Raw genomic sequence first — 14,137 nt, 5'->3', positions numbered from 1 at the left:
CCATGACCACAGCCATCACCGTTCAGCGTTCCAACCTCATTGGTGCCGCCTATGCGCTTGCGGCGGTGTTGTGTTTTTCCCTCAACGATGTGGGGATCAAATTCCTGTCGGATAGCTATGCGCTGCATCAGGTGGTGTTCATCCGCGCGCTTGTGGGTATGGCGGCCTTTGCAGCCTTCGTGATGCCCTTTGCGGGTGGTCTCGCCCTCTTGCGCACGCGCCGCCCGAAAATGCACCTCCTGCGCGGCCTCTGCGTGGTCAGCGCCAATACCTGTCTCTTTCTGGGTCTGGCGGCGATGCCGATTGCCGATGCGGTGGCAGTGTTCTTTGTCTCGCCGCTGGTGATCACGGTGTTTTCGGTGCTGTTCCTGCGCGAAACCGTTGGCACGCGGCGATGGGCGGCGATTGCGGTGGGGTTTCTGGGCGTGCTGGTGATCGTCAAGCCGGGCACGGCGGCGTTTCAACTGGCCTCGCTCTTGCCCATCGCGGCGGCGTTTCTCTATGCGGTGATGCACATCCTCGCGCGCAAGATCGGCGGCACCGAGAGTGCGCCGACCATGGCTTTTTACATTCAACTCACCTTCATTATCGCCAGCACGATCATCGGCCTCAGCCTGGGTGATGGGCGGTTTGCCGGGATGGGGCATCCCTCGCTCGAATTCCTGTTTCGCGCATGGGTCTGGCCTGATCCGGGGGATTGGCCGATCCTGATCATGCTGGGCATTTCCGGCATGTTGGGCGGTCTCTTCATCTCACAGGCCTATCGGTTGTCCGAGGCCGCCTTTGCCGCGCCGTTCGAGTATGTCGCCATGCCGATGGCGATCATGTGGGGGGTGACGGTGTTTGGCACTTGGCCCGATGCGACCGCCTGGATCGGAATTGCGCTGATTGTGGGCTCTGGCCTCTATCTCTTGTGGCGCGAGTCGGTCAAGGATGCGACGGTTGCCACCAAAGCCCCGACCTATCGCCGCTAACCAAAGGAGAGGCGCATGAGCCTGACGATCATTCCCTTTGCCCAAGGCGAGGCACATCTGGAGTGGCGGGGTCTGTGTGCGGCCTTGGAGGCCGGGCATCGCCTGCCCAAGGCCGAGATTGCCGATACGCTCCTCTATCGTGGCAATGACACGCTCTTGAACCGCGCGGCATGGATCGACGGGATGGGATTGGCGGTCAAATCCGCCACGATCTTTCCGGGCAATCCAGAGCAGGGGGTGCCGATGATCAATGGCGCGGTCAATCTCTATTCCGATGGCGATGGCACGCTGGAGGCGCTGGTGGATTTCCATCTTGTGACCAAGTGGAAAACCGCCGGTGACAGCCTCTATGCCGCAACGCGGTTGGCGCGGCCTGAGAGCGAAACCATCCTGATTGTCGGGGCGGGAACGGTTGGCCGCACGCTCTGGCAGGCCTATCGCGCGGTCTTTCCTCGGGCGCGGTTCAGCGTGTGGAACCGTACCCGCACCAATGCCGATGCGATGGCAGCAGAGTGTGAGGGCATGACCGTGGCCGAGGATCTGGAAACCGCCGTGCGCGCCGCCGATATCGTGACCTCTGCCACCATGTCCACCGATCCGCTGATCAAGGGGGACTGGCTGCGCCCCGGCCAGCATATCGACCTGATCGGCGCCTATCGCCCCGACATGCGCGAGGCGGATGATGCGGCTATCGCGCGGGCGCGGGTCTTTGTCGACAGTTTCGATACCACGGTCGCCCATATCGGCGAGATCATGACGCCCTTGGAAACCGGCGTGATCCGCCGCGACCACCTCATCGCCGATTTCTATGATCCTGAGAGGTTTCGGCGGCAGTCGCCCGAGGACATCACCCTCTTCAAGAACGGCGGTGGTGCGCATCTCGACCTGATGACCAGCCGCTATATCCTCGATGCCTGGAGGGCTGCGGCATGATCTGGGTCGGACTGCTCGCGCTTGCAGGGCTGGTCATCGCGGCCCCATTCCTGCGCGAGGCGACGAAACCCGCAATGACCGACCAACTCCGCAGGGATGCCCCCGGCGATTTCGTCACCTTGTCGCGCGGGATCACGCATTACCGCTGGCTGGGGGCCACACGCGGGCCGGTAGCGGTCTGTGTGCATGGGCTGACCACGCCCTCCTTTGTCTGGCAGGGGATCGCGGCGGGGCTTGGCACCCTTGGCTACCGCGTGCTGGTCTATGACCTTTATGGGCGCGGCTATAGTGACCGGCCCGATGGCCCGCAGGACAGCGCCTTTTTCATCACCCAGCTAGAGGAATTGCTCGAGGATCAGGGTATCGTGGGCGATTTCACCCTTTTGGGCTATTCCATGGGCGGCGCGATTGCCACGGCCTTTGCCGCGCTGCATCCCGAACGCCTGCGGGCGCTGGTGCTGATTGCGCCTGCCGGGCTGGGGCATGATCTGGGGCGCTTGGCGGAACGGGTCGCGCGGGGTGGCCCGCTTGCGCAATGGCTGATGCTGGCGGGCTTCCCGCGCAGCTTTCGCAAAGGCTGCGAGGCAGAGCGGCATCTGCCCTCGAGCGTGCCGGGCATCGTCGATCTGCAACAGGCCCAATTGCGCTATCGTGGCTTTGTGCCCGCGGTGGCACGCTCGATTGCCGGGATGGTGTCCGAGGATCTGACTGAAGAGCATGCGGATATCGCTGAAACGCGGCTGCCGGTGCTGGCCATCTGGGGGCGCGAAGATACCGTTATCCCGCTGCGCAGCATGGCGCGGCTGGCCGAGGTCAACCGCAGCGCCCGCCAAGAGGTGATCGAGGGCGCGGGGCACGGTCTGACCTATACCCACAGCGACGCGGTTCTGGCCGCCCTGCGTGATCTCATGCGCGATTAGGCTGGTTTCAACTGCCGTTCCTTGACCGGCAGGTGAACGATTGCCGAGAAGGCACCAACCCCGATGCCGACCCACCACACGACGCTGTAATCGCCGTGCAAATCGTAGAGCTTTCCACCCAACCACACGCCCATGAAGCTGCCGAGTTGGTGGGAAAAGAACACGATCCCATAGAGCGTGCCCATGTAACGCAGCCCATAGAGATGCGCGATCAGGCCCGAGGTCAGAGGCACCGTGGCCAGCCACAAGGACCCCATGGTTACAGAAAAGAGCAGCACCGTAGCCGGTGTGATTGGCGTCATGATGAACGCCGCCGCCACCAGCGTCCGGCCCAGATAGATTGCCGCCAATAGGTTTTTCTTGGAATAGCGTTTGCCCAGCCATCCCGCCGTCAGCGTGCCCGCGATATTGGCAAGGCCAATGACCGAGATGGCGACAGCCCCAAGTGCCGAGGTGGTGGTGATCCCGATATTGTGCAGCGCCCCGCCGGGCAGGATCGGACCACACATCTCGGTCACAAAGGCCGGGAAATGCGCCGTAATAAAGCCCAGTTGATAGCCACAGCTAAAAAACCCGAGAAAGATCAATGTGAAGGACGGGTCGCGAAAGGCCCGGTTCAGGATCGTCCCCATCGATTCCTCGATCACTGCGCGATCTACCGGCTCGGGCGCGCGCATCAGCGGCAGCATGGCCAGCACCGCGATGATCACGGCGGCAAAGATCAGGAACACGCTCTGCCATGTCATCAAGGACAGCAGGAATTCCGCCAGCGGCGCGCCAAACACCTGCCCCGCCGATCCCGCAGCGGTAGCAATAGCGAGGCTCATCGAGCGGTTCTCGTCCGAGCTTGCCCGCCCGACCACCGCGAGGATCACGCCAAACCCGGTGCCCGCGATGCCAAAGCCCACGAGGATTTCGTAGAGCTGATGCGCCTCTGGCGTCACCGCAAAGGATGACAGCACCAGCCCCGCCGCATAGGTGAGGGCCCCCAGAATAATCGCCTTCTGGTCGCCGATCTTTTCGGCCAAAGCGCCGAAGAGCGGCTGGCCGATGCCCCAGGCGAGGTTCTGGATGGCGATGGCCAGCGAAAACTCGGCACGCGGCCAGTTGAACTCGGTCGCGATGGGGATCTGGAACACGCCAAAGGAGGCGCGGATCGCAAAAGAGATCAGGATGATGGTGCAGCCCGCCACAAGAACGGGGGTGATCAGGGGGGCGGATTTCGGCATTCTATCCTCGCGCGCTATCCCGGCACCTTAGGGGAATGGCGAGGGGCGTCAATTCAGGCTTTGTGATGGGGCACATCACGTTTTGCATCATCCAAGGAGTTGCGCCACCATGCGGCTATTCGCATCGCTCAGGGCCTCAATCACATCGAAATGATGCCGCCCCTTGGCAACCTCGTGGCCAGCGTTCCATGCCGACGCCAGCCAGCGCGCCTGATCCAGAAACACCGGCCGCTCCTCCGCCCCGACCCAGACCGTGACCGGCACGGGCAAGGGGCGCATGAGTGCGGGGCTCTCGGCCTCTGCCGCCGCCCGGTCCAGCCGGAAGTGTTCATTCATCGAGGTTTGCAAAAGCGGGCGCAGGTCCGACACCGGCGAGATGGGCATGACATGGTTCAGCCGCGCCGCCACATCCCCGGGCAAGACCCCCGGCACCGCCATCCGCGCCACCAGATGTCCACCCGCCGAATGACCAACCAGCGCCAATGGCCCATCCGTGCGCGCCGCCAGAACGCAAATCGCCCGCGCAATCTGTCGCGTGATATCGGCAATCCGCACCTCCGGGCAGAGGTCATAGGACGGCATCGCCACCGCCCAGCCGCGCGCGAGCGGCCCCGCCCCCAGATGCGACCAGAGCGAGCGGTCAAACCGTATCCAATAGCCACCATGCACAAATATACATAGCCCACGCGCCGCGCCGGTGGGGTGAAAGAGGTCAAACGCCTGCCGCGCCCCATCGCCGTAAGGCAGGCCAAGTTCCGCGCGCCGCTCGGCGCTCAGCTTGGCGCGGAACGCCTCGGCCGCGACAGTCCAGCGCGCCGGATACTGAGCCCCACCCGGAATATAAGGCACGTTGGCATAGGCATCGTCCAGTTCCACAGCGCATTCTCCCTTATCTGGCCCTAGACATTCCTAGCCCAAGCTGGTCTGTGTTTGCGAGACCAAAAGCCATGCCAAGAAGGAAACGCCATGACCAAGACCGACCTGAAATCCATGCTCAAGGACCCCAGCCTGCTCTGCGAACGGGCCTATATCAATGGCGAGTGGGTTGATGGCGACAATGGCACCTTTGAGGTGACCAACCCGGCACGCGGTGAGGTCATCGCGCATGTGGCCGACCTCAGCCGCGCGCAGGTAGCGCGCGCGATTGCCGCCGCAGAGACCGCACAAAAGGAATGGGCGAAATGGACCGGCAAGGAACGCGCCGCCGTTCTGCGTCGCTTCTTTGACCTGATGATGGAGAACCAGCACGATCTGGGCGTTATCCTGACCTCAGAGCAAGGCAAGCCACTGGCCGAGGCCAAGGGCGAGGTCGCCTATGGCGCGGCGTTCATTGAATTCTTTGGCGAAGAAGCCAAGCGGATCTATGGCGAGACGATCCCCGGCCACCAGCGTGACAAACGGATCACGGTGATCAAACAGCCGATCGGTGTCGTGTCATCAATCACGCCATGGAACTTCCCCAACGCGATGATCACCCGCAAAGCGGCCCCGGCGCTGGCGGCGGGATGCTCTTTCGTTGGCCGCCCGGCTGCGGAAACGCCGCTTTCTGCGACCGCGATGGGCCTTTTGGCAGAGCGCGCAGGCATTCCGGCGGGGGTGTTCAACATCGTCACCTCGTCGCGTGCCTCCGAGATTGGCAAGGAATTCTGCGAGAACCCAGCCGTGCGCAAGATCACCTTTACCGGCTCGACCGAGGTTGGGCGCATCCTCTTGCGCCAGGCCGCTGATCAAGTGATGAAATGCTCGATGGAACTGGGCGGCAACGCGCCTTTCATCGTGTTCGACGATGCCGATCTCGATGCGGCGGTCGAGGGTGCGATCCTCTGCAAATTCCGCAACAATGGTCAGACCTGTGTTTGCGCCAACCGCATCTATGTGCAGGCGGGAGTTTACGACGCCTTCGCCGCCAAGCTCAAGGCAGCGGTCGAAAAGCTCAAGATGGGCGACGGCATGGACGAGGGCGTAGCCCTGGGACCGCTCATCAACGCCGATGCCATTACCAAGGTTCAGGAACATGTGGCCGACGCCAGGGCCAAAGGTGCCACCGTCATTCTCGGTGGTGGAGAGCCGACGCAGGGTGCGGGGTATTTCCTGCCCCCCACCATCGTCACTGGTTGCACGCAAGATATGCAGTTTGCGACTGACGAGACATTCGGTCCGCTGGCACCGCTCTTCAAGTTCCAGACAGAGGACGATGTGATCGCCATGGCCAATGACACGATCTTTGGACTGGCCTCGTATTTCTATGCCAAGGATCTCAGCCGCGTCTACAAAGTGGCCGAAGCGCTTGAATACGGGATCGTCGGCGTCAACACCGGGATTATCTCGACCGAAGTTGCCCCCTTTGGCGGCGTCAAGCAATCCGGGCTTGGCCGCGAAGGCAGTCATCACGGGATCGAGGACTTCCTCGAAATGAAATACATTTGCATGAGCATCTGACCAAAGCGGTACTCGACCAAAGGCGGGGCAATCGCTAGGATGCCCGCAACTCTAGTTGCAAAGGAGGCAGGCGATGCCCCGCTCGATCCTTTTGGCCAGTTTTCTGACCTTCTTGTCCGCGGTCGTGGCACAGGCACAGGACGAGACGCGCACAGTGTCCGGCGGGCTTGGCTATCTTCAACGCATCGCCTTGCCTCCCAATGCTCGCGCCGTCGTCGTGGCCGAAGGCCGTTTCGGAACCATGCTGGGTGAAGTGACGATTGACGCGGATGGCAAACAGGTACCGTTACCGTTTGAAATGACGGTGCCTGCCGACCTGTCGGGACGGCTGAGCGCGGTAATTCGGGTGCATAACCAACCACGGTGGATTCTGCGGCACCTGCCCTTTGCGGCTGGGACAGAACCGGTCGACCTCGGCACACTCATTCTGGAGCCGGTCACGGCACTGGCCTTTGCCGTCGATTTTATCTGTGGGGATACAACGGTTTCCTTTGGCATGTTGGGGGATGAAATTGTCCTGCGCGCCGAGGGACGAGATATTCCTATGAAACAGGCGGTATCCGCCTCTGGCGCGCGATTTGAGGGCATCAAAGACCGGGATACGGAATTTTGGAACAAGGGCGACACGGCCATGGTCCGGTTAGAAGGACGGGATCTGCCTGAATGTCAGGAGGCACCGCCACCGCAACAGCAGAGCTATCGTGCCGGAGGCAATGAGCCCGGGTGGTCCGTCGTGTTAAACGATACCGCCATAATCACCGCAGATTACGGCGAGATCACCCACACTCTTCCTCGTCCCGATGTGCAGGTCCTGCCCGGCGCCTATGTGTTTGATATGCCCGATGTCGAGGCGCGCCTGACAATCCGCGAGGGGATTTGCAGGGACGATGCCACTGGCATGCCGCATCCAGACGCGGCGGCCCTGGACCTTGGCGGACGAACGTTCCAAGGCTGCGGTGGTGCGCCTGAGGGCTTGCTGATCGGGCCAACCTGGCAGGTCATGTCCTTGGGGGATGCAGAGCTGATCGAGCCAGAGCAGCTATCCCTGAACTTCACTTCACCGGGTCGGGTGGCTGGCGGCACAGGCTGCAACCGTTTGGTCGGGGGCTACACACTGACTGGTGAGGGGCTGCAATTTGGCTCCATGGGCAGCACACTGATGGCCTGCCCTGAACCGCTGATGGACCAAGAGCGCCGCATGCTCGATGCGCTGGAACAGGTGACGCGATTCGATATCACCGAGGATGGCGCATTGCACTTGATCGGTGGGTCCGAAGACAGCGTGCTGATCGAAGCGCGGCGTCCCTGAACCGCCAACGCTCGGCCAGAGGGGTCTGACCGAGCGTGGATTGAGGCGCTTAGTTCACCTTGTCGGCGTCCACCACATCCTTGGTCACAATGTCGCCGCTGGCAATCGCGATGCGACGCGGCTTGAGTGCTTCGGGTACTTCGCGGCGCAGGTCGATGTGCAGCATCCCATCGGCATGTGTGGCCCCCATCACGCGCACATGATCGGCGAGTTGGAAGCGACGCTCAAAAGCCCGCGTGGCGATGCCGCGATGCAGATAGGTTCGGCCTTCAGTTTCGTCGCTTTTGCGCGCCGAGACGACAAGCGAACCATCCTTCACGTCGACGCCTAAATCATCAGCGGCAAATCCAGCCACCGCAATCGAAATACGATAGGCATCGTCGGCGGTTTTCTCGATGTTGTAAGGCGGATAGGTCGGCTGTGTCACATCGCTGGCCATCACGCGGTCCAAGAGATCAGCGATCTGGTCGAAACCGACCGTGGCACGATAAAGCGGAGCTAGGTCAAAATTACGCATGGGTCATCCTCCATTGAGCGATACCAAAGTTGCGCCTTCCCCTGTGGGGACAGGCTATGCGTCCGGCCCGTCCTGCGGCACCGGAACACGTGTGATTTGGGAAGTGCTCGAGCGGCTGTCAAGACCCCGGGCCGCGCGCTTAGGGTCGCGCGAACTTCGCCCCGGAGGTCGCCGCATCCCCGCCCACCGTCACGCGCCGAAACCCCGGGTTTGCCGCAAGCGGGCGCGAGGCCGCCGCACGCAGATCCTGTTTCAGCCGCGCCACGAGGTCGGGCAGGTCCATGCCATAGGCGCGGCTTTCGCCGCCGTGCCAATTGCCACCGCTGACCAGCGACAGGATACGCGCCCGCCCACCATCCCGCGCGAAGACCGGCGCGCCGGACGAGCCGTTGATCACTACGCAATCAAACCCCATGACCCCCTCGGACCGCCACAAGAGACCGCAATCACGCTGCCATGACGGTGCCTTGTCTCGGTCCCGGCCATAAGAAACGACACTGACCCGCTGTCCGGGCGCAGGGGTGGCCGCAAGGTGAAACGGCGACGCGAGGGCCGCAGGAATTGGGGTGGTCAGGTGCATCAGGGCGAGATCGCGCTGGACATTCTCGGCCTGCATCCCCGCCGCCGGGTCATATCCGGGTGCAACCACATAGCGTGCCACGCCGGATTCGGCGATGACGACGCCATCGCGCAGACCAGCACGAAACCGGATGATGTCGGGGTTAATCCCACGCTGCGCAGGGTCATAGACACAATGCGCCGCAGTCAGGACCTGATCAGGGGCAATCAGGACCCCGGTGCAATATCCATCTCGCCCAAGGTCAACACGTCCAACCGCCTCCCAACCAAAGAGATCATCGCGATCTGTGAGCCGAATGAGACCACTGGTCTGGGCCATAGCACCCGGTGCCAGAATTAGCAGCGCCGCGAGCGCCTTCAGAGAAATGCGCCACACCTTCATGGTTTCGAGAATTTGGCACCGGTGTTGCGCCGGACGCCAGAGGTGAACATCTTGGGCGCTGCATCCTGAAACACGCCGCCGCCCTCATCCAGCGTCGCGCGCAGCACCCGTAACGGATCGGTCAATTGCGTGCCAAGCGATACCTTGCGCCCCTCGACCTCAGCCATAGCCGACACAACCGATACAATCCGCGGCACGCCCCCCTCAAAGCTGAAGATCGGAGCACCGCTCGATCCGAAATCCACGTCGCAGGACATCACCAGCACACCATCCTGACGCGCCAGAACTTCGCAGATATTTTGCAGCGAAGGCGCCTCGGATCGGTCGCGGGCATAGCTGACAACGCCAATCTTTTGTCCCTTGCGCGGGCGCTCGTCGGTCTCGAACGGGGTCACGCGCGTGTTGTTGATCGGGTGATACAATTCGAGCAGCGCGACGTCGTTGCGCACGCGATCTGCGGTCACATCGGTCGCCGGTGCATAGTCGGGATGTGTCACCGCACGGCGGACAGAGCGGTAGGCCGCCGCGCGGCCATTGCGCCACCCGGCCATGAACTCGATCCGACCTGGATCGAGCCGCGCGCCGGTTTCCTTGTCAAAGAGGCAATGCGCCGCCGTCAGCACCAGATCGGGTGCCACCAGCGCCCCGGTACAAAACCCGCGCCCGCCCAGTTCCAGCCGTCCGACGGCCTCCCACTGGCGGGCCTCGTCGCCGACATCCAAGCGTTGCAATCGGCTGTCCTGCGCCATCGACGCACCCGCGATGCAGGTTGACAGAAGGGTGATGATAAGGCGCAGCATGAGGTCTCCGACCGGGTCCAGACACTTGCGGGATAGCAAGCGTTTTGGGCCAGATTATGACCGGATCAGCGCAGGATCGGAACCCCGGTCATCCCTTGGGCCGCGCGACTCATGGCGGGCGGTTTCGGTCCCCCCGTGGCCCAATCCAGCAACTCGACCGTGTGGACCACCGGAATACCCGTGCCCGATCCGATCTGCATCATGCAGCCGATATTGCCCGCGGCGATCACATCGGGGTTCTTGGCCTCCAGCGTGCGCACCTTGCGCGCCTTGAGCTGTTTCGAAATCTCGGGCTGCATCAGGTTATAGGTGCCCGCCGACCCACAGCAGAGATGACTGTCCGCCGGTTCCACCACCGCGAATCCTGCCCGCTTCAAGAGGTCCTTGGGATAGGTCTTGATCTTTTGCCCATGTTGCAGCGAACAGGCGGCGTGATAGGCGATCAGCATCTCCTTGTCCTCGCCTTGCGGCAGGTCGAGCTGCATCAGGATTTCGCTCACATCCATGGCAATGGCGCTGACGCGCGCGGCATCCGCCGCCAGCGATTCATGCCGGAACATATGGCCGTAATCCTTGACCGTGGTGCCGCAGCCGCTGGTGTTGATCACGATGGCATCCAGCCCGGCACCATCCATTTCGCGCGCCCAGGCCCTGATATTCTTGGCCGCCGTCGAGTGGCTCTCATCGGTCTTGCCCATGTGATGCGTCAGCGCCCCGCAACAGCCCGCCCCTTCGGCCACCACCACCTCGCAGCCCAGCCGCGTGAGCAGGCGGATCGTGGCATCGTTGATGTCGGTGTTGAGCGCACGCTGCGCACAGCCCGTCATCAGCGCCACCCGTTTCTTGCGCGCACCTCGCGGCGCAAAACTCTGCGGATCGTCATTGCGGCTCACGGGCGGCACCTGTTTGGGCGCCATCTCCAGCATCGCGCGCAACCGCGCATCGGGCATCAGCCGCGCAAAGGGCCGCCCGATCTTGGCACCTAGCAGCGCCACCCGGAACCGCATCGGATAGGGCAGGATACGCGCCAGAATCCAGCGCAACGCGCGATCCCCCAAGGGCCGCTTGTAGCGCTCTTCGATATATTCCCGCGCCTGATCCACCAGATGCATGTAATGCACGCCAGAGGGGCAAGTGGTCATGCAGGCCAGACAGGACAGGCAACGATCAATATGCTTGACCGTCTTGGCATCCGGCACGCGGTCGTTCTCGAGCATGTCCTTGATGAGGTAAATCCGCCCCCTCGGGCTGTCCAACTCATCCCCCAGCACCTGATAGGTCGGGCAGGTGGCGGTGCAGAATCCGCAATGCACACAAGAGCGCAGGATCTCGTTGGCGCGGGCAATCTTGGGATTTTCAAGCTGTTCAGCGGTGAATTCGGTTTTCATCTGTTTCTACTTTCCCGCCAATCAAACGGCTGCACCCGTGGCCATCAGGCCGGGGTTCAGAATTTGCCTTGGATCAAATTTGAGCCGCAGCCCTTCTTGCAACGCCGCAACCGACGCAGGCAGCGGTGGGAATGCACCTTGGCTGCGATCCCCGCGGATCAGCGTAGCATGGCCACCGCGCGCCGCCACTGCGCTGCGGATCTTAGCGGCACTCAGCCCCGATCCCTCGGCGGCCAACAACCAGATCAGCCCGCCACCCCAATCATAAAACGCATGTGCCCCCGGTAGATCGGCCACGATCCCCGGCGCATCGGTGGGCTTTACCGACAACCGCCAGACATCGCCGGATTGGTCCTGAAACGCTCCAACATCGCGGATGTATGCCCACTCAGAAGCGGTCCTATCGGTGTCCGCCTCAAAGCTGCAAGCGCCGAACTCGGCCAAAAGGCGTGTCAGCGCCTCGGCGCGGTAGGCGACCGAATTCTCGAAACCTTCCAGCCGGATCATCGTCACCGACGTGCCATCCGGCCCCTCTTGCCGATGCGCGGCCCCTGTTACTTCATAGGGCGACGCCAGAGAGCGGCAAAGCGCCGCCACGGCAGCGGCATCGCTCAGCCCCTCGATGCGCAGCATTCCCATGCTGCGCGGGCGCGGCAAGACCTTGAGCGCGACTTCGGTCAGCACCCCTAGCGTGCCGAAACTACCCGCCATCAGTTTGACCAGATCATAGCCTGTGACATTCTTCATCACCCGACCGCCATTCTTTACGATCTGCCCACGCCCATCGACAAATCGCACGCCCAGCAGAAAGTCGCGGCACGCACCTGCCTGAATCCGGCGCGGCCCACTAACATTGGCGGCAACAACACCCCCAATTGTAGGTGTCCCAGACGTGCCCAACAGTCCCCGATGATCCATCGGCTCGAACGCCAACCGCTGTCCTTCAGCCTCTAATGCTGCTTCGATCTCAGAGAGTGGCGTTCCCGCTCGTGCCACTAATGTTAGCGCGCCGGGCTCATAGAGTTCGATTCCGCGCAATGCGGAAGTGCTCAACCGTGCGCCGTTTGACAGCGCGCCAATAGGACGCGTTCCGCCGCCTTCGATGCGCAAGGGGCCTTCAGCACCCCGGATAATCTCGGCGAGGTCCGCCTCGGTGTTCGGTGTCATGTTGCTACTTCTTGGTCAAAATACTTTGGGGAACCGGGAGCCGCGCGCGCCCGAGTCGATCAGTCAGGCCGCGCGCCGTGCGTCAGAAGAGGCCAGCGGAAAGACCTTGGCCGGATTGAGCAACCATCTGGGGTCAAACACATCCTTGACGGCCATCTGCGCCTCCAGATCTTCGGGCGCATATTGATGCGTCATCAGATCACGCTTTTCGATCCCCACCCCATGCTCGCCGGTGAGGCATCCACCCACCTCGACACAAAGCTTGAGGATTTCGGAACCCAGATCTTCGCACAGTTCGAGATCGCCGGGCTTATTGGCATCAAACAGGATCAGCGGATGCATATTGCCGTCGCCCGCGTGAAACACATTGGCGACATCAAGGCCAAACTGCTTTGACAGCTCGCCAATCCGCTTGAGAACATGCGGCAATTGACTGACCGGGATGGTGCCATCCAGACACATGTAATCATTGATCTGTCCCATCGCCCCAAAAGCCGATTTGCGCCCCAGCCAGATCGCGGCGCTTTCCTCGGGCGAACGGCTCTGACGGAATTCCACCGGATCATGCCGCCGCGCAATCTCTTCGATCAGGCCCAATTGCTCGTCGATCTCGGCAGCCGAGCCTTCAACCTCGACGATCAGCAGCGCCTCGCACATCGGATAGCCTGCCTTGGCGAAATCCTCGGTCGCCTCGATGCAGGGACGGTCCATGAACTCGATCGCCACCGGCAGCACGCCCGCCTTGATGATGTCGCTCACGCAAGCCCCCGCCACCTCGTTCGAATCGAACCCGATCAACACAGGCCGCGCGCCCTCGGGCTTGCGCAGGATGCGCAGCGTGGCCTCGGTCACGACGCCCAATTGCCCCTCGGACCCACAGACAATCCCCAAGAGATCCAGCCCCTCGGCGTCCAGATGCGCGCCGCCCAGTTCCAGCACGGTGCCATCCATCAGCACCATGGTCACACCCATCAGGTTGTTGGTTGTGACCCCATACTTCAGACAATGCGCCCCGCCCGAATTCATCGCAATATTGCCCGCGATTGCACACGCCAGTTGGCTAGACGGATCAGGTGCATAGAAGAAACCATACTCTTCGACTGCCCCCGTCACGCTAAGATTGGTGCGCCCGGTCTGCACGCGGATAAAGCGGTTTTCGTAATCGGTTTCCAAAACCTCGTTCAGTCTCGCCACCCCTAGAATCACACTATCGGCGGTCGGCAATGCTCCACCTGCCAGCGATGTGCCTGAACCACGAGGCACCACAGGCACACCCATCTCGTGACAGATGCGCAAGGCGGATGCGACCTCTTGGGTCGATCCCGGCAGAATCGCCACCAGTGGTGGACACTTATATGCAGTGAGGGCATCGCATTCATAGGCCCGTGTCTCGGCCGGATCGGAAATCACCGCATCTGCGGGCAGAACTTCGAGCAAACGTTCAACAAGTTCAGCCTTGCGCGCCAGAATCTCTGGACGGGGGACGGGCATTTCCATGAT

The 14,137-nt window shown here is 62.1% G+C and carries 13 protein-coding genes; 5 read left to right on the top strand and 8 right to left on the bottom strand.

Annotation, left to right across the window (positions count from 1 at the left end; all coding sequences use genetic code 11):
- Positions 1-2 precede the first annotated feature (2 nt).
- The 3 genes from ACSSVY_RS13230 to ACSSVY_RS13220 are packed head-to-tail and all read left to right on the top strand — an operon-like array spanning position 3 to position 2,827.
- Positions 3-974, top strand: coding sequence for a DMT family transporter (locus tag ACSSVY_RS13230; protein WP_454270055.1), 972 nt, complete (start codon positions 3-5; stop codon positions 972-974).
- A 15-nt stretch (positions 975-989) separates the two neighbouring features.
- Positions 990-1,907 carry an ornithine cyclodeaminase family protein gene (locus ACSSVY_RS13225; protein ID WP_454270054.1) on the top strand — a complete coding sequence of 306 codons (918 nt, stop codon included), beginning with the start codon at positions 990-992 and terminating at the stop codon, positions 1,905-1,907.
- Positions 1,904-2,827 carry an alpha/beta fold hydrolase gene (locus tag ACSSVY_RS13220; RefSeq protein ID WP_454270053.1) on the top strand — a complete coding sequence of 308 codons (924 nt, stop codon included), beginning with the start codon at positions 1,904-1,906 and terminating at the stop codon, positions 2,825-2,827. The genes ACSSVY_RS13225 and ACSSVY_RS13220 overlap by 4 nt, the downstream gene beginning before the upstream one ends.
- Here the strand turns inward: ACSSVY_RS13220 and ACSSVY_RS13215 are convergent.
- Both ACSSVY_RS13215 and ACSSVY_RS13210 read right to left on the bottom strand, forming a co-directional pair.
- Positions 2,824-4,056 carry an MFS transporter gene (locus ACSSVY_RS13215; RefSeq protein ID WP_454270052.1) on the bottom strand — a complete coding sequence of 411 codons (1,233 nt, stop codon included), beginning with the start codon at positions 4,054-4,056 and terminating at the stop codon, positions 2,824-2,826. The two genes, ACSSVY_RS13220 and ACSSVY_RS13215, sit on opposite strands and share 4 nt — an antisense overlap.
- 87 nt (positions 4,057-4,143) lie before the next feature.
- Positions 4,144-4,932 carry an alpha/beta hydrolase gene (locus ACSSVY_RS13210; protein ID WP_454270051.1) on the bottom strand — a complete coding sequence of 263 codons (789 nt, stop codon included), beginning with the start codon at positions 4,930-4,932 and terminating at the stop codon, positions 4,144-4,146.
- 90 nt (positions 4,933-5,022) lie between these two features.
- On the opposite strand from ACSSVY_RS13210, the gene ACSSVY_RS13205 reads away from it, so the two are divergent.
- Both ACSSVY_RS13205 and ACSSVY_RS13200 read left to right on the top strand, forming a co-directional pair.
- The gene (locus ACSSVY_RS13205; RefSeq protein WP_454270050.1) at positions 5,023-6,495 is read left to right on the top strand and encodes an NAD-dependent succinate-semialdehyde dehydrogenase; all 1,473 of its coding nucleotides are present in this window, start codon (positions 5,023-5,025) and stop codon (positions 6,493-6,495) included.
- 73 nt (positions 6,496-6,568) lie between these two features.
- Positions 6,569-7,804 carry an META domain-containing protein gene (locus ACSSVY_RS13200; protein ID WP_454270049.1) on the top strand — a complete coding sequence of 412 codons (1,236 nt, stop codon included), beginning with the start codon at positions 6,569-6,571 and terminating at the stop codon, positions 7,802-7,804.
- Between the two features lie 49 nt (positions 7,805-7,853).
- Here ACSSVY_RS13200 and ACSSVY_RS13195 read toward each other — a convergent pair whose 3' ends face one another.
- The 6 genes from ACSSVY_RS13195 to ACSSVY_RS13170 form a co-directional block, all read right to left on the bottom strand.
- Positions 7,854-8,321 carry an Hsp20 family protein gene (locus tag ACSSVY_RS13195; RefSeq protein ID WP_009816637.1) on the bottom strand — a complete coding sequence of 156 codons (468 nt, stop codon included), beginning with the start codon at positions 8,319-8,321 and terminating at the stop codon, positions 7,854-7,856.
- Between the two features lie 139 nt (positions 8,322-8,460).
- Positions 8,461-9,282 carry a trypsin-like serine peptidase gene (locus ACSSVY_RS13190; RefSeq protein WP_454270048.1) on the bottom strand — a complete coding sequence of 274 codons (822 nt, stop codon included), beginning with the start codon at positions 9,280-9,282 and terminating at the stop codon, positions 8,461-8,463.
- Positions 9,279-10,082 (bottom strand): trypsin-like serine peptidase, encoded by an 804-nt coding sequence (locus ACSSVY_RS13185; protein WP_454270047.1) that lies wholly within the window; start codon positions 10,080-10,082, stop codon positions 9,279-9,281. Before ACSSVY_RS13185 ends, ACSSVY_RS13190 begins: the two co-directional genes overlap by 4 nt.
- A gap of 65 nt (positions 10,083-10,147) precedes the next feature.
- Positions 10,148-11,470 (bottom strand): glycolate oxidase subunit GlcF, encoded by a 1,323-nt coding sequence (glcF, locus tag ACSSVY_RS13180; RefSeq protein ID WP_454270046.1) that lies wholly within the window; start codon positions 11,468-11,470, stop codon positions 10,148-10,150.
- A gap of 21 nt (positions 11,471-11,491) precedes the next feature.
- The gene (gene glcE, locus ACSSVY_RS13175; protein WP_454270045.1) at positions 11,492-12,637 is read right to left on the bottom strand and encodes a glycolate oxidase subunit GlcE; all 1,146 of its coding nucleotides are present in this window, start codon (positions 12,635-12,637) and stop codon (positions 11,492-11,494) included.
- Between the two features lie 63 nt (positions 12,638-12,700).
- On the bottom strand, positions 12,701-14,134 hold the full coding sequence (locus tag ACSSVY_RS13170; RefSeq protein ID WP_454270044.1) for an FAD-linked oxidase C-terminal domain-containing protein: 1,434 nt from the start codon (positions 14,132-14,134) through the stop codon (positions 12,701-12,703).
- Positions 14,135-14,137 lie beyond the last annotated feature (3 nt).

The organism is Roseovarius sp. MBR-51, assembly GCF_053628575.1.
The sequence above is the reverse complement of the archived record's forward strand: the minus strand, read 5'-3'. Positions and strand labels throughout refer to the sequence as shown.